The following is a 23,989-nucleotide window of genomic DNA, read 5'->3' on the forward strand; positions in this document are numbered from 1 at the left end:
TGCTATGCCGGTCGCTTCATGATGAAGTGGCCGGTTTTTTTATCTGGCTGGACAGCGGGGCCCGGCGCATGGATTGTCCGGCGCAGGCGAACGCGCTAAGGTCGCCGCCTTCCTTGGGAGGTGGCTGTGCGATATCTGCTGATAGTGACCCTGCTGTGGGCGTTTTCCTTCAGCCTGATCGGTGAGTACCTGGCCGGTCGGGTCGACAGCTATTTTGCGGTGCTGACGCGCATCGTCATTGCCGGCTTGCTGTTCGTGCCGCTGACCCGCTGGCGCGGTCATGCTCCGGCGTTCGTGCGCGGCATGCTGCTGATCGGCGCCCTGCAGTTCGGCATCACCTACGTGTGCCTGTACCTGAGCTTCTCGGTGCTCACGGTGCCGGAGGTGCTGCTGTTCACCATCCTCACGCCGCTGCATGTGACGCTGATCGAGGATGCCCTCAATCGCCGATTCAACCCCTGGGCACTACTGGCTGCGCTGGTGGCGGTGCTGGGCGCCGGGATCATCCGCTACGACGGTATCAGCAGCGGTTTTTTGCTCGGTTTCCTGTTGTTGCAGGTGGCCAACTTCACCTTCGCCGCCGGGCAGGTGCTGTACAAGCATCTGCTGCTCAAACACCCCTCCACCGAGCCGCAATACAAGCGTTTTGGTTTTTTCTACCTGGGCGCGCTGCTGATCGCGCTGCCGGCCTTCCTGCTGCTGGGCAACGGCGAGCGACTGCCGAACACCGCATTGCAGTGGAGCGTGCTGGTGTGGCTTGGTGTGCTGGCGTCCGGATTGGGGCTGTACTGGTGGAATAAAGGCGCCAGCCTGGTCGATGGTGGCACCCTGGCGGTGATGAACAATGCACTGGTGCCTGCCGGCTTGCTGGTCAATCTGCTGTTCTGGAATCACGACGCTGACCTGTTGCGCCTGGCCCTGGGCGGTGTGGTGATTGCCGCTTCGCTACCGCTGGTCAATCTGGGGCGCACGCGTCGTACGCCTGCCGAGGTGCACTGATGCAACTGTCCGGGCGGGGTGTGGCCTTATCGGTTGGCGCGTCGATGCTGTTTGCCGTGTTGCCTGGCTACGTGCAGTGGCTGACGCCGCTCGATGGCGTGCAGATATTCGCTCAGCGCGTGCTCTGGTCTATTCCCCTGGTCTTGCTGCTGGTGCTGCTGGCGCGGCAGACCAGCTTGCTGCGCGAGACCTTCGTGCGTCTGCGTCGCGAGCCGCTGTTGCTGGCCGCCTGCCCGCTGGCAGCGGCGCTGATCGGCGTGCAGTGGGGGCTGTTTCTCTGGGCTCCATTGGCCGGGCACATGCTGGAAGTGTCCATGGGCTACTTCCTGCTGCCGTTGGCCATGGTGCTGACCGGCCGACTGTTCTACGGCGAGCGCCTGCGCCCGCTGCAGCAGTTGGCGGTGACCTGCGCCATGCTCGGCGTGCTGCACGAGTTGTGGCGTACCCAGGCGTTTTCCTGGCTGACGCTGATCACCGCGCTGGGTTACCCGCCTTATTTCATGCTGCGCCGCTGGATGCGCCTGGATGCGTTGTCCGGTTTCGTGCTGGAGATGCTGGTGCTGGCACCGTTGGCGATCTGGCTGATCATCGCGTACGGGCCGGTGGGGGCGTTCAGCGATCGTCCCCTGCTGTGGCTGCTGGTACCGGTGATGGCGTTGATCGGCACCCTGGCGTTCGCCGCTTACATGGCATCGAGCCGGTTGTTGCCCTTGGGGCTGTTCGGCATTCTCAGTTACGTCGAGCCGGTTCTGTTGTTCGTCGTGGCGCTGCTGGTGCTGGGCGAGCGCTTCGACAGCGGGCAATGGCTGACCTATCTACCGATCTGGGGAGCTGTGCTGCTGGTCGGCTGGGACAGCGCTCGGCTGCTGCGCAAGCAGCAGCGCGAGAGCATCAGGCCACGTTGATACGCGGCGCGGGGATCTGCGTCCGCACATTGGCCTGCTTCTGCACCCGATAATGTACCTGCAGGGTGCCACTGTTGAAGCGGCGTTGGTCGCTCAGGGTCAGGCTGCGTTCCATGCCCGTGGCCAGCAGTGGGATACCGGCGCCGAGCAGGTGCGGCACCAGGTTGATCACCACCTCGTCGATCAGCCCGGCGGTGTAGCAGTTACCCGCCAGCAGGCTGCCACCGACCAGCCAGATACGCTGGAAGCCGGCTTCGTTCAATGCCGCCACGGCTTGAGCAGGCGTACAGTGGGTTAGCTGGATTTCGTCTGCGGCGCGCGGCAGGGCGAGGCGAGTCAGCACCACGCAGGGTTTGCCGGGGTAGGGCCATGGGCCGCCGCGCTTGAGGAGGGCCTCGTAAGTGCCTCGGCCCATCAACAGTGCGTTGATGCCGGAGTAGAAGTACTGAAAGGCATATTCTTCATCGGCCTGGCGTAGCGAGTCGAACCAGTCGATGCGACCATCGGGGCGAGCGATATAGCCATCGAGGCTCGAAGTGACGTGATAGATCAGTGACGGGTTCATCATTGCACCTCGGGCAGGCCATCTGAAAATTAGAGTGGCGCCGCCGAGACAAGTTCGTCGTGCGCCGTACCGCTTGTCGGATGGCTGCGCGATAGTCTCTCAGTCGAGAACGTTACGCAGAATTTCGTAGACGATCCCGGTCGCGATGGCGACCAGCACCACGTCACGGCCGATCTGCTTCCATTCGTAGCCCTCGTAATAGGGCAGGCGCGAGATCAGGCGGCTGTCGAAGTTCTTGGCGATACCCGGTGGCAGCGGCTTGCCGCGGGCCAGGTTCTTGGCAATGCCCGGTGGCAGAGAGGAGGTCGGGCCGATCAATTGGCGATTGTCGCCGAGGATGATGCGCACCCTTCCAACATCCACGGTCGGGCCGCGCAGATCGATCTGGACGCCATCATGCTGGCCCGGTTTGCCTTTGCCAGGAGGCGGGTTGGCAAGCACTGGCGATGCGGCCAACAGGACGCACAGGCCGATACTGAGAGTGGTCTGGGGTTTGATGGGCATGGGGCAGCGCTCTTCGGCTAGTGATACAGATTTGATATCCGGCGAGCGTTCCCGGTTCCGGCCCGCTCCTGCCGCATAGCGACTCCAGACAGCCGTCCGTCGTCGCCTGAATGCGAGTTTTATGCAAAGAAATTCGGCCCCGACGGCGGAAACCGTTAGGCTATGCATCGTTTTGTCGATTTCTTTGAGGTAGTGCCCCCGTGTTTGCCCAATTCGCCCTGCATGAACGCCTGCTGAAAGCCGTGGCCGAGCTTAATTTCGTCGAGCCTACTCCGGTGCAGGCGGCAGCGATTCCGCCTGCGCTGGAGGGCAAGGACCTGCGGGTGATCGCCCAGACCGGCAGTGGCAAGACCGCCGCTTTCGTCCTGCCGTTGCTCAATCGCCTGCTCGGTGATGGCAACTCGCAGCAGCGCGTGAGCATTCGTGCACTGATCCTGCTACCGACCCGCGAGTTGGCGCAGCAGACGCTGAAGGAAGTCGAACGCTTCGCTCAGTTCACCTTCCTCAAGGCCGGCCTGGTGACCGGTGGCGAGGACTTCAAGGTGCAAGCCGCGATGATGCGCAAGATCGATATTCTGATCGGCACGCCGGGCCGTCTGATCGAGCACGCCAACGCCGGCAACCTGCCGCTGAACGAGGTCGAGGTGCTGGTGTTCGACGAGGCCGACCGCATGCTCGACATGGGCTTCGCCGAGGACGCCCAGCGCCTGGCCGAGGCCTGCGGCCCGCACCAGACCTTGCTGTTCTCCGCTACCACTGGCGGCAATGGCCTGCGCGAGATGGTCGCCAAGGTGCTCAAGGACCCGCAGCACCTGATGCTCAACAGCGTCAGCCAGCTCAATGAGGGTACTCGCCAGCAGATCATCACGGCCGACCATAACTACCACAAGGAGCAACTGGTCGACTGGTTGCTGACCAACGAGGCCTATGACAAGGCCATCGTCTTCACCAACACCCGTGTGCAGGCCGATCGTCTCTACGGCAAGCTGGTGACCGCCGGGATCAAGGCTTTCGTGCTACATGGCGAGAAAGACCAGAAGGATCGCAAGCTGGCCATCGACCGTTTGCGCCAGGGAGCAGTCAAGGTCCTGGTGGCCACCGACGTGGCCGCGCGCGGTCTGGATGTCGAGGGCCTGGATCTGGTGATCAACTTCGACATGCCGCGTTCCGGCGACGAGTACGTGCACCGCATCGGTCGTACCGGCCGTGCCGGCGGCGAAGGCCTGGCGGTATCGCTGATCTGCCACACCGATTGGAACCTGATGTCGAGCATCGAGCGCTACCTCAAGCAGCGTTTCGAGCGTCGCACCATCAAGGAGCTGAAAGGCATCTACCAGGGGCCGAAGAACCTCAAGGCGTCCGGCAAGGCAGCTGGTAGCAAGAAGAAAAAGACCGAGAAGAAAGACCCGAAGAAAGCCACCGCCTCCAAGCGCAAGACCGGCCCGCGTCCGGCTGGCAAACCTTCTGTGCTGGTCAGCGCCGATGGCAGCGCGCCGCTCAAGCGCAAGAAGCCGGCTGCTGAGTAAGTAGGCTGTTGTGGGAGGCGCTTTAGCGGCGAGTCGCGGCTGAAGCCCCTCCCACAGTTTCACTCCACCCCGACAAAACCGCCGGTCTGGTGCTGCCACAGGCGTGCATACAGACCGCCGTGGGCGATCAGCTCGGCGTGGGTGCCGGTTTCGATGACCTGCCCCTGGTCTATCACCACCAGCCGATCCATCCGTGCGATGGTCGACAGGCGGTGGGCGATGGCGATCACCGTCTTGCCTTCCATCAGGCTGTCCAGGCTTTCCTGAATGGCCGCCTCCACTTCCGAGTCCAGTGCCGAGGTGGCTTCGTCCAGCACCAGAATCGGCGCGTCCTTGAGCAGCACGCGGGCGATGGCAATGCGCTGACGCTGACCACCGGACAGCTTCACGCCGCGTTCACCGACCTGAGCATCCATGCCGCGTCCGCCCTGGCTGTCATCGAGGGTGGGGATGAAGGCATCGGCGCGGGCCTTGCGTACTGCTTGCCAGAGCTCGTCGTCGCTGGCATCGGGTTTGCCGTAGCGCAGGTTTTCACGGATCGAACGGTGCAGCAGGGCGGTGTCCTGGGTCACCACGCCGATGTTGGCGCGCAGGCTTTCCTGAGTCACCGTGGCGATGTCCTGATCGTCGATCAGGATGCGTCCGCTTTCCAGGTCGTACAGGCGCAGCAGCAGGTTGACCAGGGTCGACTTGCCGGCGCCGGAGGGGCCGACCAGGCCGATTTTCTCGCCGGGTGCAATGGCGATGTCCAGGCCGCTGATCACGCCGCCCTTCTTGCCGTAGTGGAAGTGGATGTCCTCGAAACGCACGCCGCCCTGCGTCACCTGCAGCGGTTTGGCATCTGCGTGGTCGAGCACCAGGCGTGGTTGAACGATGCTCTGCATACCGTCCTGCACGGTGCCGACGTTCTCGAAGATGCCGTTGACCACCCACATGATCCATTCGGCCATGTTGTTGATGCGGATCACCAAGCCCAGCGCCAGGGCGATGGCGCCGGTAGTGATCAGCGACTGGCTCCACAGCCACAGGGCCAGGGCACCGGTGCCGACGATCAGTACGCCGTTCAGGCAGGTGATGAGAAAATCCAGCGCAGTGATGGTGCGTGACTGCAGGCGGAACTTGTCGAGCAGATCCTGCATGGCTTCGCGGGCGTAGCTTTCCTCTTCCTGCGAGTGGGCGAACAGCTTGAGCGTGGCGATGTTGCTGTAACCATCGACCACGCGCCCCATGACCTTCGAGCGCGCCGAGGACGCGGCGGCCGAGCGCGCCTTGATGCGCGGCACGAAGTACCAGAGCGCCGCGCTGTAGCCGACTATCCACAACGACAGCGGTACCACCAGGCGCAGATCGGCGGCGGCGAACAGGTACAGCGCGCTGCCGGCATAGACCACCACATGCCACAGCGCGTCGATCACCTGCATAGCCGAGTCACGCAGCGAGGGGCCGGTCTGCATCACGCGCTGGGCGATGCGCCCGGCGAAGTCGTTCTGGAAGAAGCTCAGGCTTTGCTTGAGTACGTAGCGGTGGTTCTGCCAGCGAATCAGGTTGGTCAGGCCCGGATTGACTGCCTGGTGCGTGAGCAGGTTGTGCAGGCCGAACACCACGGGGCGGATGATCAGCGCCACCAGCAGCATCCACAGCAGCTCGTTCTGGTGCTCGCTGAAGAAACTGCTGGCATCCGTGCTGGCCTGGGCCATGTCGATCAACTGGCCGAGGAAGCTGAACAGCGCGACCTCGATCAGGGCGGCGAAGAAGCCGATGATCAGCACCGCCAGCATCAGCGGCCACACCTGTTTCAGGTAGTGGCCGTAGAAGCACAGCATACCGGTTGGCGGGGCGACGTCGGGGCTTGGTTTGAAGACGTCGATCAGGGATTCGAAGCGGCGAAACAGCATTGCAGGCGTCCTGCCTCAATAGGAGTGGACGCCGATAGTAACGCTGTCAGTGCGAGCGAGTCTCAGTTAAAAGCGGTTTCTGCAACTCGCCGGCCCAGGCCAGCAGTGGAATCTCCAGCTGCGGTTGCCAGATGCGCTTGAACAGCAGGGCCAGATGTTCGGCTTCGCCGCGGTCGAAGGGCAGGCGGTCGATGCGCTCGTGCACCTGCCATTGGCCGTCCTGCAGGTGGGCGAAGTCGAAGCGGAAGGGATGAAAACCGGTCATGCCCAGACGCAGATCGGTGACGATCAAACGCTCACCCACCTGGTCGTAGCGCAGCACGCCGCCGGTGAACCACTCCAGCCGCTGGTGCATGGGCGAGTCCGTCAGTTGCTCGCGCAGGTGCGTGCCGCGCGGCAGGCGTTGCAGTTGCGGCGGCTTATCATCGAACCAGCCGACCAGGGCTTCGTGGTAGTCCTCGCCATCGAGCACGATGACGCGCCACAGCAGGGTGTTGAGTGGCGTCGGCGTAGTGAACAGCTGTTCGGCCTGGATGCCCTGGCGCGCCAGCTCGCGTTCCACGCGCTGCTCGGCCATGAATTTGCCGGCCAGGCTGAAACCGATGTACAGCGTCGATACGGCCAGCGCCACGGCCGGTACGCGCCAACTCTGCTCGCGCAGGCCGGTGAACAGGCTGATCACCACCGCTGCGATCAGCGGCACGGTATACATCGGGTCGATGATGAACAGGCTGGACCAGGCCGTGGGTGTCGGCATCAGCGGCCAGAACAGCTGGGTACCGTAGCTGGTGAAGGCATCCAGCAAGGGATGGGTGATCAGCACCAGCCACAGCGTCAGCAGCAGGCGATTGGCCGAGTAACCGGGGTGAGGGCGAAAGCGCCTGGCCAGCCAGGTCAGCAGCAGGGCAAAGCCGCTGAGGACGAACAGCGAGTGGCTGAAACCGCGATGGTAGGTCATGTTGGCCACGGCATCGCCGTATTCCATGACCACGTCCAGATCGGGAACGGTGGCGAGCATCGCGCCGTAGAGCAGCGCCTTGCGCCCTTGCCAGCGACCGAGCAATGCGCCCTGGATGCTGGCGCCGAGTACCGCCTGGGTTATGGAGTCCATCGAGTGCTTCCGAAAAAAGACAGGCCGCTACGTTAGCCGAGGTGCTGAGCGAATGCCGTGGGGAAATTTCAAGCAAAGATTACAGCTGCGGCGGGTATTCTGATGCCCATGCCTTTCAAGAAATCATGGCCATGCTGATCGTCTCCAACAGTGTTCACCTTCCCGATGATGAAATCGAACTGACCGCCATCCGCGCCCAGGGCGCCGGTGGGCAGAACGTCAACAAGGTGTCCAGCGCCGTGCACCTGCGTTTCGACAGCCAGGCTTCGTCGTTGCCGCCCTTTTACAAGGAGCGCCTGCTGACGCTTGCCGACAGCCGTATCACCGCCGACGGGGTGGTGATCATCAAGGCGCAGCAGTACCGCACTCAGGAGCAGAATCGCGCCGACGCCCTCGAGCGTCTTGCCGAGTTGATCCGCAGCGCCGGCAAGGTGGAAAAGAAACGCCGTCCGACCAAACCGACCCTCGGCTCGAAAAAGCGCCGTCTGGACGGCAAGAACAAGCGAGGGGTGATCAAGGCGGGGCGGGGCAAGGTGGATTTCTAGCAGGCCGTTGAAAAACGTCGGCGAGGCAGGCAAGACAATACCGATGGCGGCCCCGCAAAAACGGCCGAAAAAGGCACTGGGCCCGCACTCGGGTTTACGAGTTGTAAATGAGCATTTTGAGGCCGTTTTTAACGCAGTATTGCCAACGCAGGTAGTTTTTCAATGGCCTGCTAGCCGCGTGCCGCCAGGTACGCCTGATAGTCAGGAATACGGTATTCGTGCTGCTGCTCCAGCAGGCTGCTGCTGAGCATGTAGTCGGCGCTGCTCTCGTTACAGGCTACCGGGATGTTCCACACCGCCGCCACACGCAGCAGGGCCTTGATGTCCGGGTCGTGTGGCTGTGGCTCGAAGGGGTCCCAGAAGAACACCAGCATGTCCACGCGCTGTTCGGCGATGCGCGCGCCGATCTGCTGGTCGCCGCCCAGCGGGCCGCTGATCATGCTTTCCACCGGCAAATCCAGACGCTTGCTCAGAAGCAGGCCGGTGGTGCCAGTGGCCACCAGTTCATGGCGAGCCAGCTTGTCGCGCTGACGCTCGCACCAGTCCAGCAGGAAGCCTTTGCAGTGGTCGTGCGCCACCAGGGCGATGCGCTTGCGCGCCGGCAATTGGGCATGGGTGAAGCTGATACGGCTCATCAAGCCTCCTCGTTCAGTGCAGGCGGGCCAGGACCAGGCAGTTGTCCAGCATGCGGTTGGAGAAGCCCCACTCGTTGTCATACCAGGCCATGACCTTGAGCAGCTTGCCGCTGACCTTGGTGTGGTTGGCATCGAAGATCGATGACAACGGGTTGTGGTTGAAGTCGCAGGACACCAGCGGCAGCGCGTTGTAGCCCAGCACCGGGGATTTCTCGCTGGCGGCCTTGAACAGGGCGTTGACTTCCTCGGCAGTGGTCTCGCGCTTCACCTGCAGAGTCAGGTCGACCAGCGACACATTGATCACCGGCACCCGCACGGCCATGCCGGTGAGCTTGCCGGCCAGTTCCGGCAGTACCAGGCCGACCGCTTCGGCGGCACCGGTCTTGGTCGGGATCATCGACTGGGTCGCCGAACGCGCACGGTACAAATCGCTGTGGTAAACGTCGGACAGGTTCTGGTCGTTGGTATAGGCGTGAATGGTGGTCATCAGGCCCTGTTCGATGCCCAGTTCGCGATGCAGCACCTGCGCCACCGGTGCCAGGCAGTTGGTGGTGCAGGAGGCGTTGGAAATGATCTGCATGTCAGGTGTCAGCACCTGCTCGTTGACGCCATACACCACGGTGGCGTCGGCACCCTTGGCAGGTGCGGAGATCAGCACCTTGCGTGCGCCGGCCGCGAGGTGCGCGGCGGCCTTGTCACGTTCGGTGAACAGCCCGGTGCATTCCAGCACCACATCGACCTGATGAGTTTTCCAGGGCAGCTCGGCCGGATTGCGAATGGCGCTGACGGCGATGCGGTCACCCTTGATCCACAGGCTTTCGCCGTCCACTTTAACTTCTTCAGGGAAATGGCCGTGGACGCTGTCATATTGCAGCAGGTGGGCATTGATCGCGCTGTCGCCCAGATCGTTGATCGCCACGACCTGCAGGTGCTGGCGATAATTCTGGGTATAGAGTGCGCGTAGCACGTTGCGACCGATACGGCCGAAGCCATTGATGGCGATGCGTAGTGTCATGGTGAGGGTCTCGTCAATTTGTTGTTGTAATTACAAGATTATTCCCATTGCTCTAGAAATCAAGCCCGTTGAGTGGCAGTATTTTGTTGTAAATACGAACAGACGCTAGAAGCTAGCCTGGAGATTTCCCATGCATCCCCGCGTTGTTGAAGTTACCGAACGTCTTGTCGAGCGCAGCCGCGCCACGCGCCAGCGCTACCTTGAGATGATCCGTGCGGCCGCCAGTGAGGGGCCGCAACGTGGCAAGCTGCAGTGTGCCAACTTCGCTCACGGCGTCGCCGGTTGCAGCGGTCATGACAAGCAGACCCTGCGCCTGATGGAGGCGGCCAACGTGGCCATCGTGTCTGCCTACAACGACATGTTGTCGGCCCATCAGCCCTACGAAACCTTTCCCGAACAGATCAAGCAGGCCCTTCGCGAGTTGGGCTCGGTGGGGCAGTTCGCCGGTGGCGTGCCGGCCATGTGCGATGGCGTCACGCAGGGTGAGCCGGGCATGGAGCTGGGCATTGCCAGTCGTGAGGTGATCGCGATGTCCACCGCCGTGGCGCTGTCGCACAACATGTTCGACGCCGCTCTTTATCTGGGAGTGTGCGACAAGATCGTGCCGGGGCTGGTGATGGGCGCGCTGCGTTTTGGTCATCTGCCATCCATGTTCGTGCCGGCAGGGCCAATGACCTCGGGGCTGTCCAACAAGGAGAAAGCCGATGTGCGCCAGCGTTATGCCGAGGGCAAGGCGACCCGAGACGAGCTGCTGGCTGCGGAAATGGCTGCTTACCACGGGCCAGGTACCTGCACCTTCTATGGCACCGCCAATACCAACCAGTTGCTGATGGAGGTGATGGGCCTGCACCTGCCGGGCGCTTCCTTCATCAATCCGGGCACGCCGCTGCGTGATGCGCTGACCCGTGAGGCCGCGCAGCAGGTCACGCGCCTGACCAGGCAGAGTGGCCAGTTCATGCCTATCGGCGAGATCGTCGACGAGCGTTGTCTGGTCAACTCCATCGTCGCTCTGCACGCCACCGGTGGCTCCACCAACCACACCCTGCACATGCCGGCCATCGCTCGCGCCGCCGGCATTTTGCTGACCTGGCAGGACATGGCCGACCTGTCCGAAGTGGTGCCGACCCTGGCGCACGTCTACCCCAACGGCAAGGCTGACATCAATCACTTCCAGGCCGCAGGCGGCATGGCCTTCCTGATTCGCGAGCTGCTCGACGCCGGGTTGCTACATGAAGAGGTCAACACCGTGGCCGGCCGCGGCCTGTCGCGCTACACCCGTGAGCCCTTCCTCGAGGACGGCAAGCTGGTCTGGCGCGACGGTCCGACCGAAAGTCTCGAGGAAAGCGTGCTGCGCCCCGTGGCGCGGCCGTTCTCGGCAGAAGGCGGCCTGCGCCTGATGCAGGGCAATCTCGGCCGTGGGGTGATGAAGGTGTCTGCGGTGGCGCCCGAGCATCAGGTGGTGGAAGCGCCGGCGCTGGTGTTCGAGGATCAGCTGGATCTGGTCGAAGCCTTCAAGGCCGGCAAGCTGGAGCGCGATTTCGTCGCTGTGGTGCGTTTCCAGGGGCCGCGCTGCAATGGCATGCCGGAGCTGCACAAGATGACGCCTTACCTGGGCGTGCTGCAGGATCGCGGTTTCAAGGTGGCACTGGTCACCGACGGGCGCATGTCCGGTGCCTCGGGCAAGATCCCGGCAGCCATTCATGTGTGCCCGGAGGCTTTCGATGGCGGGCCGCTGGCGCGGGTGCGTGACGGCGATCTGATACGTCTCGATGGTACGACGGGGGAATTGCTGCTGCAGATCGACGAGGCCGAATTCGCAGCGCGCGAGCCGGTCGCGCGGCCTGCGCAGGCAATTGGTTGTGGGCGCGAGCTGTTCGCCTTCATGCGCCACAACTTTAGTTCGGCCGAGCAGGGCGCCAGTGCCTTTACCGAGAGTCTCGAGTCGCTGGTCTGAGGTTGACACAGGTGGCCCGGATGAAATCCGGGAATCGCTGGCGCAATGGTCCCGGATTGCATCCAGGCTACTCTCCAGGCGCCGATCAGGCTTGATGCATTGGATTAGGCGGGTTGCCCCGCCTACCAAGATACCTGTCCGGCAATGTCTGCAAGGTCGCTTTTCGTAGGAGCCCCGCCTCGGGGCGAAGCTTTTCAGGCGCCCCACCCAGATTCGCGGCGGGGCGCCGCTCCTACAGACCTAAGTCCTGCTTTTGACCGTTTCAGATGCCCTGCGGAATCTCCTCGCCGCCAAGTGCGGTGAACAGTTCCGGCAGAAACTCCACCAGGGTCATCATCATCAGGATGAAGCTGGCGTCCTGCTGGGCCAGGGCGTCGTCACCACCGTCCTGTTCGGCCTGCTCCTGCAGCACGTCTTCGAAGCGCAGGCGCTTGATGGTCAGCTTGTCATCCAGCACGAACGACAGCTTGTCCTGCCAGGCCAGCGACAGTTGGGTGACCTGCTTACCGGTGGACAGGTGCAGCTGGATTTCCTCGCTGGTCAGATCCTGACGCTTGCAGCGCACCACGCCGCCATCCTCGTGGGTGTCACGCAGCTCGCACTCGTCGAGGACGAAGAAGCCTTCGGCAGCGCTCTGGTTCTTCAACCAGTCGGTGAGGGTGGCGGTCGGCGCGATCTTCACCGACAGCGGGCGCACCGGCAGCGAGCCGATGGCTTCACGCAGGGTTGAGAGCAGGTCTTCGGCCTTCTTGGCGCTGGCGCTGTCGACCAGGATCAGGCCGTGTTTCGGCGCGATGGCGGCGAAGGTGCCGGATTTGCGGATGAAGGCGCGTGGCAGGAACGCCTGGACGATCTCATCTTTGATCTGGTCGCGCTCTTTCTTGTACACCTTGCGCATCTGCGTGTTTTCGATTTCGTCGACCTTCTCTTTCAGTGCGTCGCGCACCACCGAACCCGGCAGGATGCGCTCTTCCTTGCGTGCGCCGATCAGCAGGAAATCACCGCTGACATGCACCAGCGGAGCATCGGCGCCTTTGCCGAAGGGGGCGGTGAAACCGTAGGTGGTCAGCTCCTGGCTGGCGCAGGGACGTGCCGGCTTGCTGGCCAGTGCGGTCTCCAGTGCTTCGGCGTCGAAAGGGATGTCCTGGGTGAGGCGGTAGACCAGCAGGTTACGAAACCACATGAGCGGGTGATTCTCCATTGATGATGAGGTCGCAGGTTGGCGCCGTCCTTGGGCTCTCCCATTCGGGAAAGCCGGCGCGCAGCGACGGATGAAGGTGGCGGGCCATCAACAGGATCATGATCGCTCCGCCGGCACAGAGCGCGCATTATTCTCCGCTGGCGTGCTCAGGCCAACCCTGACAACGAGTCGCTGAGGAAATTCGCTGGCATCGCCTAAGTTCTTGCTGCGGCGATAAAATTTTTTGCGAAGAGGGCTTGCCAAGGTCAGGATCGCTCTCTAGAATGCGCCCCACTTCGAGAGTGAAGGGTGATTAGCTCAGCCGGGAGAGCATCTGCCTTACAAGCAGAGGGTCGGCGGTTCGATCCCGTCATCACCCACCAATCTCGCAGTTACGCGCAGCGGTAGTTCAGTCGGTTAGAATACCGGCCTGTCACGCCGGGGGTCGCGGGTTCGAGTCCCGTCCGCTGCGCCATTCTTCTCCTCGCTTCATCCCCTCCTGTGACAACTCTTCGGCATACGCTGAAATCTTCGAAAAAATCCTTTGTCCGCTTGAACTTATGCGCATTGCTCGGCTCCTATGCCGTAGCCAGTGATTGCGGCGTACTGCTAAGCTCGCGCTTTCACTCGACGGCCTTCGGGCGCATCTACAAGGAACAAGCATGAAACAGCATCGTTTGGCGGCAGCGGTTGCCCTGGTGGGCCTGGTGCTTGCCGGTTGCGATTCGCAAACCAGCGAAGTCGAACTCAAGAGCCCGGCGCAGAAAGCCTCCTACGGCATTGGCCTGAACATGGGTCGTAGTCTGTCCGAGGAAGGCATGGATGACCTGGATTCCAAGGCCGTCGCTCAGGGTATCGAGGACGCGCTGGCGAAGAAGGAGCCGCGCATCAAGGACGAAGACATGATCGAGGCTTTCTCCTTCCTGCAGAACCGTGCTGAAGAGCGCATGACTGCGCTGAACAAGGAAGCCGCTGAAGCCGGCAAGAAATTCCTTGAAGAGAACGGCAAGCGCGAAGGCGTGGTCACCACCGCTTCTGGCCTGCAGTACGAAGTGATCAAGAAAACCGACGGCGAACAGCCGAAGGAAAGCGACGTAGTGACCGTTCACTACGAAGGCAAACTGACCGATGGCAGCGTATTCGACAGCTCCGTCGCTCGCGGTAGCCCCATCGATCTGCCGGTTGGCGGCGTGATCCCGGGTTGGGTCGAAGGCCTGCAACTGATGCACGTCGGTGAGAAGTACAAGCTGTACATCCCCAGCGAGCTGGCTTACGGCGAGCAGAGCCCATCCCCAGCCATTCCGGCCAATTCGGTACTGGTGTTCGATCTGGAACTGATCGGCATCAAGGATCAGGCAGCCGAGCCGACCGAGCAGTAACACTCGGTACCTGTTTACAACGCCCCGTCTTGACGGGGCGTTGTCGTTTCTGGGGGGTGTAAGCAAGGATGTGGAGGTCAGGGTGTTACGCTTATGCACATCATGGGAAACATTCCTAACAAGTCTGAGCTACAACTGAGTCGCGCTCGTGTCAATCAGCAACTTGTTGATTTTCATGGATTTTATATGCTGTATAAAAAATATCCGATCTAAGCCCAGGCCCCATGCCACGGGGCTTTGATAAGCTTGTCGAAAGACTTTGCACAGATTTATCCACAGCTTCGGTGGATAAGCGAGGCAAGCCCAGATACTGCCTGGCTTGCCGAGGAGGCCGCATGAAAACACCGTGGAAACTGACGCGTTACCTGCCGCTGGCTGCCCGCTTCCTGCGTGAAGGCCGGTTGCCGGAGTTGCTCCGCGCGCTGGCTGACAAGCGCACGCCACAAGGCCAACGCTTCGCCGCTCTCAAAGAGGACCTGCAACTGCTGCGTGCACTCAGTCTGGCCTGGTTCAAGGGAGAGTACAGGCAGATCAGCAGTCAGGCGCTGTTGATGGTGGTGGCTGCGCTGCTGTACTTCATTACCCCCTTCGATGCCATTCCCGACTGGCTGGTCGGCGTTGGCTTCGTCGATGACCTGGCCGTGCTGGCCTGGATAATGCGCACCTGGCATGGCGAGCTCGAAGTCTTCAGGGCTTGGCGCGACAAACAAAGCCCGGAACGTTTGGCACTCATCGAGCACCTGCCGGCAGCGGAGCGGGTCGATCCGTTGCATTCCTGATGATTTGTTGGGCCAGGGCGAGCACCGCATCTTGCTACCTTGGCAGCATGGATCACGCCCCAGGCAGCAGACGCCTGTTAAGATGGCCGCACGCAAGGAAGGGGTCGAGGCTGTCGGCCCTGCTTTCCAACGGAGAGACTCATGAGTGTGCAAATCATTGCCCGTGACGGCGAGCCGGAATACGCGGTGCTGCCCTGGGCCGATTATCAGGCCTTGTTGCAAGCCGCGGGTCGCCAGGACGTTGCCGCGGCCATTGCGCCTTCGCCAACGCCTACAGCCAATCGCGCGCCTCTCGCGCAATTGCAAACGGTACGCGAAGCCAAGGGCCTGAGCCCGGAAGCGCTGGCTCGCAGCGTCGGCATCAGCCCTCATTATCTAGCCATGATCGAAAGTGGCGAACGTCAACCCGACGCTGCCATTCTGCGTTCGCTGGCCTGGGAACTGGGGCTGGAGGGCTGGTCTTGAGCGTGCGTATCAGTCGCCAACACTGGCAGGCACTACTGGCGGAGCTGGACGAGGCTCGCCGTCAGCGTCATCTATTGACCTACCGCGCGCTGATCGAACGTCTCGATCTGCCCACGCCGGCCATGCAGACGCTGACCGCTGCATTGGAGCATCTGGCGGCGCTGGATGCGCGCGCCGAACGACCGCTGCGCAGCGCTCTGGTGATCAGCCAGGGCGCCAGTCGCCTGCCACGTACCGGATTCTTCGACTGCGTGACGAGCCTGGGACGCTTCAGTGGCGCTTCCGATGGTGTGGCAGCTGCATCCTGGCACGCTGCCGAGGTGGTCAGGGTGTTCGAGTTCGACTACCCCGCCGATGTCTAGGTTGCTCTGGCAGGTACGCGCACGCCTTGGCTACTGGCTGGCCCGGCGTCTGTTTCACTGGCCGGCGGCGCTGCGTCAGCCACGTGTGTGGCAATGGATGCAGGGTCAGTACGGGCGCATGGCCAATCTCGGCGATCACACGGCACAGAGCTTTTACGGCCATATCCTGCTGTTCAGGGGGCAGGGCCTGGGTGCGCGTGAGGAAGGGCTGAGGTTGTTGCGCCTGGCCGCCAATGGCGGTGACGGCAAGGCCGCCTATCAGTTAGGCGTGCAGGCCCTGCAGGGCGATACCCGGCAGGCGCCGGATGCCTCGCAAGCAGTAGGTTGGTGGGAAATGGCGTTGGCTGCCGGCCATCCTCTGGCTGCCAGTCGTCTGAGCCAGCTCTATCGCGACGGTGCTCCCGGGCTGGACGCAGACCTGCAAGTCGCCGAGCGCTATGCCGCCATGGCGGACGAGGCTACGCGCTCAGGCCGTTGAGCCTTGCAGAATATGCAGGCTGTAGCCAGGCACGGCCTTGGCCTGACGCTTGGCCTCGGAGGCCAGTTCGGCCAGGCGCGAGGCATCGAGCTGGGCGCAATCTTCCTCTTTTACGTGCACCACGCCGATAGACAGTGACAGCAGCGCATATTCCTGGCGCTGGCCGTGGCGGTTGTGGGCAATGAAGCAGCCGGCCTGAAGATGCTCATCGCGGTAAAAGCGTCGGCACTGATTCTGGAAATCCTCGATCAGCTTGCCGAGCTTTTCACGCCAGTCTGGTGAGCCGAGCACCAGCATGAAGTCGTCACCGCCGATATGCCCGACGAAGTCGCGGGCCGGATCGACCCGCTCGTTCAGGCATTGCGCCAGGCACAGCAGCACCTCGTCACCCTTGGCATAGCCATAGAGGTCGTTGAAGGGTTTGAAGCTGTCGAGATCCACGTAGCACACCGCAGCTTCGCGTTGCTGCTGCAGCAGGCGGCCAAGGCACTGCTGGATAGGTACGTTACCCGGCAGCAGCGTAAGCGGATTGGCGTGTCGGGCCTGCTGCAGCTTCTGTTCGGTGATCAGCTTGAGCACGTCGATGACCCGGCCCAGGCCCAGGTAGCGACCGTTCTGGATGATGATGAAGTCTTCCTCGATGCGCTGGCGCGCGCGACTGGTGAGCAGGCGACTGACCTTCTGCAGGGACTGTGTCAGTTCCACGGCGAGAAAGTCCTGGCTCATCAGGCGACTTATAGGTTTGCGCGCGAACAGATCGGTGGCGAAGGGCTTGAGCAGCGCTTCGGACAGCGAGTGACGGTGGACGATCCCGACCGGTTGGCGCTGCGTGTCCAGTACGGCCAGGGAGTTCAGGTTGGCCTGGGCGCGAAATACGTCCAGCACTTCAGCGATGGCCGTGTGCTGGTCGACCGCGGGTTGGTCGTTGAGCAGGGCGCTGAGGTCATGGCTGTCCTCACTGAGGCTGACCTGATTGCTCAGGACCTGGGGCAGCAGCTGCCGGGCATCGCGTGGCGGCTTTTCCTGCGGCCTGCTGAGCAGATAGCCCTGCACCAGATCGACACCCATCTCTGCCAGTACGGCCAGCTCTTCTGGCAGTTCGATACCCTCGGCGATCACTTGAGCGCGCGAGGCTTCGGCCATCTTCAGGATCGAGCCGACGAACTCACGCTTCACTGCATCTTGATGAATGCCATCGATGAAGTGGCGGTCGATCTTCACGTAGTCCGGGCGCAGCTCCGACCACAGGCGCAAGCTGGAGTAGCCCGCGCCGAGGTCATCCAGGGCGATGGAAAAACCCATGGCGCGGTAGTGGTGCAGGGCGTTGTCGAGCAGAGCGAAGTCTTCGGTGGGAGACTGCTCGGTGAGTTCGATCACCACCTGGCTCGGTGGAATACCGAAAGCCTGCAGCAATTTCAGTGTACGCCCTGGTTGATGGCTGGGGTCGAGCAGCGACTCCGGCGAGACGTTGAGAAACAGCTTGCCGTCCAGGCCCAGGGCGCTGAAGCCTCTGCAGGCGCTCTTGCGGCAAGCCATTTCCAGCTCGCTCAGGCGCCCTGCATGACGGGCGACGGCGAACAACGTCAGTGGCGAATGCAGTGGGCTGTTGGAGGGGCCACGGGTCAGGGCCTCATAGCCGAGAATGCGCTGTTCGGACAGCGAGACGATAGGTTGGAACAGGCTACTGAGGTCGCCGTGAGCGAGGATGTTGCCCAGCGCGCTCAACTGCTCGGTGACGGTCATGGTGTTCTCGATCTGCCGGAAACGAAAGGGCCGGTGTTTAACCGGCCCTTTATTTCACGACAGTTCGATGACGATTTGATGACGCTCGATGAGTCGCCTCAATGCAGCGCCAGCGAGGGGTTCAGGCCCAGGTAGTCGAGCAGGATGCGTCCGCTCTCTGCCAGGTAGGCATCGTCTTCCGGTGTGCTCTTTTCATCGGCGACTGGCAGTGCGTCCTCGTCTTCCTTCTCCAGTTCCTTGAGCGGCTCTTCGCCCTTGGCCAGGCGGCGGTTGTTTTCCAGTGCCAGTTGCTTGGCTTCGACTTCGGCCTGGCGCGCACGGCGGGCTTGCTCGTTGAGGCTGACGGTGGTTTCTGCCATCAGCTTCTTGGCCAGGGTAAGGCGGTCGCGAGTGAAGACGAAGTCCGGGTCTTTGGCCGTGCGCTGATCGTGACGAGCTTTCAGCTCGGTCAGGAAAGGCTTGATCGGGTCCAGTTCTGGAGTGATCGCCGGGCGAATGCTGTCCCAGGGCAGGGCCGCAGGCAGCGCGCTTTCGCCGATGTCCTTGGTGTCCATCACGTCCGGGTAGGTGATGTCGGGAATCACGCCCTGGTGCTGGGTGCTCTGGCCGGAAACGCGATAGAACTTGGCCAGGGTCAGTTTCAGTTCGCCATGGTTGAGCGGCTGAATGGTTTGCACCGTGCCCTTGCCGAAGGTCTGGCCGCCGAGAATCAGCGCGCGGTGATAATCCTGCATGGCGCCGGCGAAAATTTCCGAGGCCGATGCGGACAGACGGTTGACCAATACGGCCAGCGGGCCGGTGTAGTAGACGCCCTTGTTCTCGTCGGCGAGCACGTCGACACGGCCGTCGGCGTTGCGTACCAGCACGGTGGGGCCCTGTTCGATGAACAGGCTGGTCAGTTCGGTGGCTTCCTGCAGCGAGCCACCGCCGTTGTTGCGCAGGTCGATGACCACACCGTCGACCTTCTCGGCCTGCAGCTCGTCGAGCAGGCGTTTGACGTCACGGGTGGTGCTCTTGTAGTTCGGGTCGCCAGCGCGGAAGGCCTTGAAATCGAGGTAGAAGGCCGGCAGCTCGATGACGCCGAGCTTGTAGTCACGACCATCGTGCTTGAGGTCCAAGACCTTCTTCTTGGCAGCTTGCTCTTCCAGCTTGACCGCTTCGCGGGTGATGGTGACCACCTTGCTGGTCTGGTCGCTGGGCGGATTGCTGGCCGGGATCACTTCCAGGCGTACGGTGGAACCTTTCGGGCCGCGAATCAGCTTGACCACTTCGTCCAGGCGCCAGCCGATCACGTCGACCATTTCATCATTGCCCTGGGCGACGCCGACGATCTTGTCTGCCGGTGCGATCTGCTTGCTCTTTTCGGCCGGGCCGGCAGGCACAAGGCGCACCACCTTGACGTGCTCGTTGTCGCTTTGCAGGACGGCGCCGATGCCTTCGAGCGACAGGCTCATGTTGATGTCGAAGTTTTCCGCGTTATCCGGCGACAGATAGGTGGTGTGCGGGTCGTAGGTGGTGGCGAAGGCATTAATGTAGGCCTGGAACACGTCCTCGCCACGGGTCTGCTTGAGGCGTGCCAGCTGGTTCTTGTAGCGCTTGGTCAGCAGCTCCTGGATGTCCTTGGTTTCCTTGCCGGCGATCTTCAGGCGCAGCACTTCGTCTTTGACACGCTTGCGCCACAGTTCATCGAGTTCAGCGCGGTCTTTGGCCCAGGGCGCTTTCTCGCGATCGACCTGCAACTGCTCGTCGACGGTGAAGTCGATCTTGTCGACGCCCTTGCCCAGTTCCGCCAGCGCGTAGTTCAGGCGCTCTTCCATGCGGGTCAGGTGGCGGCGGTAGATGGTGAAGCCCGGCTCGAGGTCGCCACTTTTCAACAGATCATCGAATCTGCTGCGCCACTGATTGAATTCGGCGATGTCAGCGGCAGTGAAATAGCTGCGAGATGGATCGAGCAACTTCAGGTAGTTGTCATAGATCTGAATCGAGCGTTCGTCGTTCAGCGGCGGCTTGTTGTAGTGATGGCGGCGCAGCAGCTCCACTACGTTGAGGCTGGCGATCACCTGCTCGCGATCCGGCTGCAGATAGTCCCAACTGGTCGCTGTGGTGGTCTTGGCCGCCAGCGGCAGGGCACTGAAGCCGAGTACGAGGGCGAGGGCGGTGCTTGCAAGAGATCGCTTCATGCTGATTCGACGTAGTGGCAGTTGATAACGCATATTAGGCCGTATTTGAGGGCGCCAGGTTCCGTTGGCGCTAGGCGAAAGCCCGGCGGTATGCGCTGGGCTCGGTACACTTGCACTATGGAGGCAGCATGAAGGCATTGCAAGGCGTCGAAGGGCGTGCAGAGTGGCTGGAACAACCGGCGCAGACCTGTGACGCGGGGCAGATTCGGGTCAAGGTGGCTGCCGCTGGGCTCAACCGGGCTGACCTGTTGCAGCGCGCCGGGCTTTATCCGCCGCCGCCCGGTGCGAGCCAGGCGCTGGGCCTGGAGTGCGCCGGGGTCGTTGTCGAAGTCGGCGCCGGCAGCGCCTGGCAGGTGGGGGATCGCGTCTGCTGTCTGCTCGCGGGCGGTGGCATGGCAGAAGAGGTGGTGCTCGATGCTCGCCACGCCATGCCGGTGCCAGAAGGCTTGAGCCTGGTCGAGGCCGCTGTGGTGCCCGAGGTATATGCCACCGCCTGGCTCAATCTGTTCCAGCTCGGGGCCCTGCGTCCCGGTGAGAAAGTCCTGCTGCATGCCGGCGCCAGCGGTGTCGGCTCGGCCGCCATCCAGCTGTGCAAGGCATTCGGCAGCCCTTGCTGGGTCAGCGTCGGCTCACCAGAACGCTTGGCCTACTGCGAAGCGCTCGGTGCCCAGGGCGGTGCCTTGCGCGGCGAAGACCTGCAAGCGCTGCGTGATTTCGGACCGTTCGATGTGATCCTCGATCCGGTTGGCGGGCAGTACGCGGCGCTCAACCTGGAATTGCTGGCCCGTGATGGTCGTTGGATCAATATTGGTTTGATGGGCGGACGCGAGGCCACCCTGGACCTGGCTCAGGTGCTGGGCAAGCGCGTTCAACTGATCGGCTCGACCCTGCGCAATCGCGACGACTCGTTCAAGGCCGACCTGTTGCGCGATCTGCAGCAGCAGGTCTGGCCGCTGTTTGCCGAGGGGCGGTTAAAGCCGCAACTCGAGCGCAGTTTTGCCCTCAAAGACAGTGAAGTGGCATTCGAGACACTCGCCGGTAATCAGGTTGCGGGTAAAATCGCGCTGCTTATCGATCCCAATATTGTCTGAGCAAGAGCTCTAGCCCGCGCCTGGCGCGGGCTTGGCCAACGATTGGCTCATTCAATCAATATCATGGCCGTAATCAATAAGCTTTTTTTCGTTAGGTCGCTAAGATACGTCCTGTAAATTTCAAACCCTCACAGAAACCTCAGAAGGAGTCAGAGATGTCCCTCATCAACACTCAGGTACAACCGTTCAAGGCCAACGCTTTCCACGCTGGCGAGTTCGTCGAAGTTACCGAGCAGAGCCTGCAGGGCAAGTGGTCCGTGCTGATCTTCATGCCGGCTGCCTTCACCTTCAACTGCCCGACCGAAATCGAAGACGCTGCCAACAACTACGCCGAGTTCCAGAAGGCCGGTGCCGAGGTCTACATCGTGACCACCGACACCCACTTCTCGCACAAGGTATGGCACGAAACTTCGCCGGCCGTTGGCAAGGCTCAGTTCCCGCTGATCGGCGACCCGACTCACCAGCTGACCAACGCTTTCGGCGTACACATCGCTGAAGAAGGTCTGGCTCTGCGTGGCACCTTCGTGATCAACCCGGAAGGCGTGATCAAGACCGTTGAGATCCACTCCAACGAAATCGCTCGCGACGTTTCCGAGACTCTGCGCAAGCTGAAGGCTGCTCAGTACACCGCCGCCAACCCGGGTCAGGTTTGCCCGGCCAAGTGGAAAGAAGGCGAAGCCACTCTGGCTCCTTCGCTGGACCTGGTTGGCAAGATCTAAAAACGGCTTCAGAGCTGCTGCGCTCGGCTAGGCAGCGTTGTAATCAGGCTCGGGCTTGTCATGTACTTCAGTACACTTCGCGCCCTCGCCAGATTTACTCGCTGGCGCTCGCCCTTCGGGCCAGCCTTTGGCTGTTACTCCCGTTGGTCGTTTCGCCTTGCCTAGCCGTCGCTCGCGACGCTCTGAAATCCGTTTTGCAATTGCTACCTGCGCTGTTTGGGCCATTACCGGCCCTTGTGGTGCCCGATGCCCGGGCGCGATCCGTCCGGGCATTTTATTGCCCGAATTTTCGTATTTGAGGAATTTCCGCCATGTTGGACGCCAATCTTAAAGCCCAGTTGAAGGCCTACCTGGAGAAGGTCACCCTGCCGTTCGAGATCGTCGCGTCCCTCGATGACGGCGCGAAATCTCAGGAGCTGCTGGGCCTGCTCCAGGACATCGTCGGCCTGACCGACAAGATCACCCTGAAGACTGACGGCAGCGATGCCCGCCGTCCGTCTTTCGCCCTGAATCGTCCGGGCGAAGACACCGGCGTTGCCTTCGCCGGTATCCCCATGGGCCACGAGTTCACCTCGCTGGTGCTGGCGCTGCTGCAAGTGGGCGGTCATCCATCGAAGCTGGATTCCGACACCATCGCGCAGATCAAGAGCATCGAAGGCAAGTTCGAGTTCGAGACCTATTTCTCGCTGTCCTGCCAGAACTGCCCGGACGTGGTCCAGGCGCTGAACCTGATGGCTGTGCTCAACCCCAATATCCGCAACGTCTCCATCGACGGTGCGCTGTTCCAGGAAGAAGTCGAGCGTCGCCAGATCATGGCTGTGCCGAGCATCTACCTGAACGGTGAGGTGTTCGCTTCCGGTCGCATGGAAGTGAAGGAAATCCTTGCCAAGATCGACACCGGCTCTGCCAACCGCGACGCCGAGAAGATGAGTGCCAAGGACGCCTTCGACGTACTGGTAGTCGGTAGTGGCCCGGCCGGTGCTTCGGCTGCCATCTACGCCGCGCGTAAAGGTATCCGTACCGCGATTGCCGCCGAGCGCTTCGGTGGTCAGGTGCTCGATACCATGGCCATCGAGAACTTCATCTCCGTCAAGGAAACCGAAGGCCCGAAACTGGTGCGCGCGCTGGAAGAACACGTCAAGGAATACGAAGTCGACGTGATGAACCTGCAGCGTGCTTCGGCTCTGGTACCGGCCAGCAGCGAAGGCGGCCTGCACGAAGTGAAGTTCGAGAACGGCGCGTCGCTCAAGGCCAAGACCGTGATCCTCTCCACCGGCGCACGCTGGCGCGAGATGGGTGTGCCCGGCGAGCAGGAATACAAGGCCAAGGGCGTGTGCTTCTGCCCGCACTGCGACGGCCCGCTGTTCAAGGGCAAGCGTGTGGCGGTGATCGGCGGCGGTAACTCCGGCGTCGAGGCAGCCATCGACCTGGCTGGCATCGTCGCCCACGTGACCCTGCTGGAGTTCGCCGACACCCTGCGTGCCGATGCCGTACTGCAGAAGAAGCTGGGCAGTCTGCCCAACGTGACCGTGATCAAGAGCGCGCAGACCACCGAGGTCAAGGGCGACGGTCAGAAGGTCAACGGCCTGGTGTACAAGGATCGCATCACCGAGGAACTGCACAGCGTCGAGCTGGAAGGCATCTTCGTGCAGATCGGCCTGCTGCCCAACAGCGACTGGCTCAAGGGCAGCGTGGAGCTCAACCGCTTCGGCGAGATCATCGTCGATGCCAAGGGTGCGACCAATATCCCTGGCGTATTCGCGGCTGGTGACGTGACCACTGTGCCGTACAAGCAGATTGTTATCGCCATGGGCGAAGGCTCGAAGGCATCGCTGTCCGCCTTCGACCACCTGATCCGCCATAGCTGATCGGTTGTTGCACCAACGCAAAGGCCACCCCTTGGGGTGGCCTTTTCGTTTAAAGGAATCCGTAGGAGCGAGCTCTGCTCGCGAACATCGC

22 protein-coding genes and 2 tRNA genes are annotated in these 23,989 nt (G+C 62.1%); 15 read left to right on the top strand and 9 right to left on the bottom strand.

The window, feature by feature from the left end:
* Positions 1-126: 126 nt before the first annotated feature.
* Together BLT86_RS00715 and rarD are read left to right on the top strand one after the other, a co-directional pair.
* Complete coding sequence (locus BLT86_RS00715; protein ID WP_092374198.1) at positions 127-999, top strand: carboxylate/amino acid/amine transporter; 873 nt, start codon at positions 127-129, stop codon at positions 997-999.
* Positions 999-1,904, top strand: a complete 906-nt coding sequence (gene rarD / locus BLT86_RS00720; protein WP_092374201.1) for an EamA family transporter RarD — start codon at positions 999-1,001, stop codon at positions 1,902-1,904. Before BLT86_RS00715 ends, rarD begins: the two co-directional genes overlap by 1 nt.
* On the opposite strand, the gene BLT86_RS00725 is transcribed toward rarD, so the two are convergent.
* Both BLT86_RS00725 and BLT86_RS00730 read right to left on the bottom strand, forming a co-directional pair.
* The gene (locus tag BLT86_RS00725; protein ID WP_004423532.1) at positions 1,891-2,469 is read right to left on the bottom strand and encodes a dihydrofolate reductase family protein; all 579 of its coding nucleotides are present in this window, start codon (positions 2,467-2,469) and stop codon (positions 1,891-1,893) included. The genes rarD and BLT86_RS00725 overlap by 14 nt on opposite strands.
* 99 nt (positions 2,470-2,568) lie before the next feature.
* Positions 2,569-2,973, bottom strand: coding sequence for an anti-virulence regulator CigR family protein (locus BLT86_RS00730; protein ID WP_017677929.1), 405 nt, complete (start codon positions 2,971-2,973; stop codon positions 2,569-2,571).
* Positions 2,974-3,173: 200 nt separating this feature from the next.
* Here BLT86_RS00730 and BLT86_RS00735 point away from each other — a divergent pair, with 200 nt between their 5' ends.
* Positions 3,174-4,499, top strand: a complete 1,326-nt coding sequence (locus tag BLT86_RS00735) for a DEAD/DEAH box helicase (RefSeq protein WP_017677928.1) — start codon at positions 3,174-3,176, stop codon at positions 4,497-4,499.
* Positions 4,500-4,558: 59 nt separating this feature from the next.
* On the opposite strand, the gene BLT86_RS00740 is transcribed toward BLT86_RS00735, so the two are convergent.
* Together BLT86_RS00740 and BLT86_RS00745 are read right to left on the bottom strand one after the other, a co-directional pair.
* The gene (locus BLT86_RS00740) at positions 4,559-6,394 is read right to left on the bottom strand and encodes an ABC transporter ATP-binding protein (RefSeq protein ID WP_017677927.1); all 1,836 of its coding nucleotides are present in this window, start codon (positions 6,392-6,394) and stop codon (positions 4,559-4,561) included.
* A gap of 46 nt (positions 6,395-6,440) precedes the next feature.
* The gene (locus tag BLT86_RS00745; protein WP_017677926.1) at positions 6,441-7,505 is read right to left on the bottom strand and encodes a metal-dependent hydrolase; all 1,065 of its coding nucleotides are present in this window, start codon (positions 7,503-7,505) and stop codon (positions 6,441-6,443) included.
* A 131-nt stretch (positions 7,506-7,636) separates the two neighbouring features.
* On the opposite strand from BLT86_RS00745, the gene arfB reads away from it, so the two are divergent.
* A complete protein-coding gene (gene arfB, locus BLT86_RS00750) occupies positions 7,637-8,050 on the top strand; it encodes an alternative ribosome rescue aminoacyl-tRNA hydrolase ArfB (protein ID WP_017677925.1) in 414 nt (137 codons plus the stop codon).
* Between the two features lie 170 nt (positions 8,051-8,220).
* Here arfB and BLT86_RS00755 read toward each other — a convergent pair whose 3' ends face one another.
* Complete coding sequence (locus BLT86_RS00755; protein WP_017677924.1) at positions 8,221-8,685, bottom strand: methylglyoxal synthase; 465 nt, start codon at positions 8,683-8,685, stop codon at positions 8,221-8,223.
* A 13-nt stretch (positions 8,686-8,698) separates the two neighbouring features.
* On the bottom strand, positions 8,699-9,700 hold the full coding sequence (gene gap, locus BLT86_RS00760; protein WP_017677923.1) for a type I glyceraldehyde-3-phosphate dehydrogenase: 1,002 nt from the start codon (positions 9,698-9,700) through the stop codon (positions 8,699-8,701).
* A gap of 130 nt (positions 9,701-9,830) precedes the next feature.
* Here gap and edd point away from each other — a divergent pair, with 130 nt between their 5' ends.
* A complete protein-coding gene (gene edd / locus BLT86_RS00765) occupies positions 9,831-11,654 on the top strand; it encodes a phosphogluconate dehydratase (protein ID WP_017677922.1) in 1,824 nt (607 codons plus the stop codon).
* 262 nt (positions 11,655-11,916) lie between these two features.
* Here the strand turns inward: edd and rdgC are convergent, their stop codons facing one another.
* Positions 11,917-12,837, bottom strand: a complete 921-nt coding sequence (gene rdgC / locus BLT86_RS00770; protein WP_017677921.1) for a recombination-associated protein RdgC — start codon at positions 12,835-12,837, stop codon at positions 11,917-11,919.
* Positions 12,838-13,141: 304 nt separating this feature from the next.
* Here rdgC and BLT86_RS00775 point away from each other — a divergent pair.
* From BLT86_RS00775 to BLT86_RS00805, 7 genes are all read left to right on the top strand, one after another.
* Positions 13,142-13,217: transfer RNA gene (locus BLT86_RS00775), tRNA-Val, on the top strand.
* Between the two features lie 15 nt (positions 13,218-13,232).
* Positions 13,233-13,309 (top strand) — tRNA-Asp (locus tag BLT86_RS00780).
* Positions 13,310-13,496: 187 nt separating this feature from the next.
* On the top strand, positions 13,497-14,213 hold the full coding sequence (locus tag BLT86_RS00785; RefSeq protein ID WP_017677920.1) for an FKBP-type peptidyl-prolyl cis-trans isomerase: 717 nt from the start codon (positions 13,497-13,499) through the stop codon (positions 14,211-14,213).
* A 335-nt stretch (positions 14,214-14,548) separates the two neighbouring features.
* Positions 14,549-14,992 (top strand): YkvA family protein, encoded by a 444-nt coding sequence (locus BLT86_RS00790; RefSeq protein ID WP_017677919.1) that lies wholly within the window; start codon positions 14,549-14,551, stop codon positions 14,990-14,992.
* Positions 14,993-15,133: 141 nt separating this feature from the next.
* Positions 15,134-15,457 carry a helix-turn-helix domain-containing protein gene (locus BLT86_RS00795; RefSeq protein ID WP_017677918.1) on the top strand — a complete coding sequence of 108 codons (324 nt, stop codon included), beginning with the start codon at positions 15,134-15,136 and terminating at the stop codon, positions 15,455-15,457.
* Positions 15,454-15,819 (top strand): hypothetical protein, encoded by a 366-nt coding sequence (locus BLT86_RS00800; protein WP_017677917.1) that lies wholly within the window; start codon positions 15,454-15,456, stop codon positions 15,817-15,819. The genes BLT86_RS00795 and BLT86_RS00800 overlap by 4 nt, the downstream gene beginning before the upstream one ends.
* Positions 15,812-16,297 (top strand): SEL1-like repeat protein, encoded by a 486-nt coding sequence (locus BLT86_RS00805; RefSeq protein WP_026088663.1) that lies wholly within the window; start codon positions 15,812-15,814, stop codon positions 16,295-16,297. The genes BLT86_RS00800 and BLT86_RS00805 overlap by 8 nt, the downstream gene beginning before the upstream one ends.
* On the opposite strand, the gene BLT86_RS00810 is transcribed toward BLT86_RS00805, so the two are convergent.
* Positions 16,286-18,040, bottom strand: coding sequence for a bifunctional diguanylate cyclase/phosphodiesterase (locus BLT86_RS00810; protein WP_017677915.1), 1,755 nt, complete (start codon positions 18,038-18,040; stop codon positions 16,286-16,288). The genes BLT86_RS00805 and BLT86_RS00810 overlap by 12 nt on opposite strands.
* Positions 18,041-18,138: 98 nt before the next feature.
* Positions 18,139-20,220 carry a carboxy terminal-processing peptidase gene (locus BLT86_RS00815; protein ID WP_064494248.1) on the bottom strand — a complete coding sequence of 694 codons (2,082 nt, stop codon included), beginning with the start codon at positions 20,218-20,220 and terminating at the stop codon, positions 18,139-18,141.
* 128 nt (positions 20,221-20,348) lie between these two features.
* Here BLT86_RS00815 and BLT86_RS00820 point away from each other — a divergent pair, with 128 nt between their 5' ends.
* The 3 genes from BLT86_RS00820 to ahpF all read left to right on the top strand — a co-directional run bounded on the left by BLT86_RS00820 (position 20,349) and on the right by ahpF (position 23,898).
* A complete protein-coding gene (locus BLT86_RS00820) occupies positions 20,349-21,311 on the top strand; it encodes a zinc-binding dehydrogenase (RefSeq protein ID WP_092374204.1) in 963 nt (320 codons plus the stop codon).
* Positions 21,312-21,466: 155 nt separating this feature from the next.
* Positions 21,467-22,030, top strand: coding sequence for an alkyl hydroperoxide reductase subunit C (gene ahpC / locus BLT86_RS00825; RefSeq protein WP_017677912.1), 564 nt, complete (start codon positions 21,467-21,469; stop codon positions 22,028-22,030).
* A gap of 311 nt (positions 22,031-22,341) precedes the next feature.
* Positions 22,342-23,898: an alkyl hydroperoxide reductase subunit F gene (gene ahpF / locus BLT86_RS00830; protein WP_092374207.1), complete on the top strand. Its 1,557-nt coding sequence runs from the start codon at positions 22,342-22,344 to the stop codon at positions 23,896-23,898.
* The last annotated feature ends 91 nt before the right edge of the window (positions 23,899-23,989 follow it).

Source organism: Pseudomonas sihuiensis, from assembly GCF_900106015.1.
Lineage (GTDB): Bacteria > Pseudomonadota > Gammaproteobacteria > Pseudomonadales > Pseudomonadaceae > Aquipseudomonas > Aquipseudomonas sihuiensis.

Bases quoted from the DNA above. Each gene is read 5' to 3' on its own strand.
- BLT86_RS00815 (WP_064494248.1), bottom strand. From the start codon at position 20,220: ATGAAGCGATCTCTTGCAAGCACCGCCCTCGCCCTCGTACTCGGCTTC.
- BLT86_RS00790 (WP_017677919.1), top strand. From the start codon at position 14,549: ATGAAAACACCGTGGAAACTGACGCGTTACCTGCCGCTGGCTGCCCGC.
- ahpF (WP_092374207.1), top strand. From the start codon at position 22,342: ATGTTGGACGCCAATCTTAAAGCCCAGTTGAAGGCCTACCTGGAGAAG.
- gap (WP_017677923.1), bottom strand. From the start codon at position 9,700: ATGACACTACGCATCGCCATCAATGGCTTCGGCCGTATCGGTCGCAAC.
- BLT86_RS00745 (WP_017677926.1), bottom strand. From the start codon at position 7,505: ATGGACTCCATAACCCAGGCGGTACTCGGCGCCAGCATCCAGGGCGCA.
- rarD (WP_092374201.1), top strand. From the start codon at position 999: ATGCAACTGTCCGGGCGGGGTGTGGCCTTATCGGTTGGCGCGTCGATG.
- BLT86_RS00810 (WP_017677915.1), bottom strand. From the start codon at position 18,040: ATGACCGTCACCGAGCAGTTGAGCGCGCTGGGCAACATCCTCGCTCAC.
- BLT86_RS00805 (WP_026088663.1), top strand. From the start codon at position 15,812: ATGTCTAGGTTGCTCTGGCAGGTACGCGCACGCCTTGGCTACTGGCTG.
- BLT86_RS00785 (WP_017677920.1), top strand. From the start codon at position 13,497: ATGAAACAGCATCGTTTGGCGGCAGCGGTTGCCCTGGTGGGCCTGGTG.
- BLT86_RS00755 (WP_017677924.1), bottom strand. From the start codon at position 8,685: ATGAGCCGTATCAGCTTCACCCATGCCCAATTGCCGGCGCGCAAGCGC.
- ahpC (WP_017677912.1), top strand. From the start codon at position 21,467: ATGTCCCTCATCAACACTCAGGTACAACCGTTCAAGGCCAACGCTTTC.
- BLT86_RS00740 (WP_017677927.1), bottom strand. From the start codon at position 6,394: ATGCTGTTTCGCCGCTTCGAATCCCTGATCGACGTCTTCAAACCAAGC.
- BLT86_RS00820 (WP_092374204.1), top strand. From the start codon at position 20,349: ATGAAGGCATTGCAAGGCGTCGAAGGGCGTGCAGAGTGGCTGGAACAA.
- BLT86_RS00730 (WP_017677929.1), bottom strand. From the start codon at position 2,973: ATGCCCATCAAACCCCAGACCACTCTCAGTATCGGCCTGTGCGTCCTG.
- BLT86_RS00795 (WP_017677918.1), top strand. From the start codon at position 15,134: ATGAGTGTGCAAATCATTGCCCGTGACGGCGAGCCGGAATACGCGGTG.
- rdgC (WP_017677921.1), bottom strand. From the start codon at position 12,837: ATGTGGTTTCGTAACCTGCTGGTCTACCGCCTCACCCAGGACATCCCT.
- arfB (WP_017677925.1), top strand. From the start codon at position 7,637: ATGCTGATCGTCTCCAACAGTGTTCACCTTCCCGATGATGAAATCGAA.
- BLT86_RS00725 (WP_004423532.1), bottom strand. From the start codon at position 2,469: ATGAACCCGTCACTGATCTATCACGTCACTTCGAGCCTCGATGGCTAT.
- edd (WP_017677922.1), top strand. From the start codon at position 9,831: ATGCATCCCCGCGTTGTTGAAGTTACCGAACGTCTTGTCGAGCGCAGC.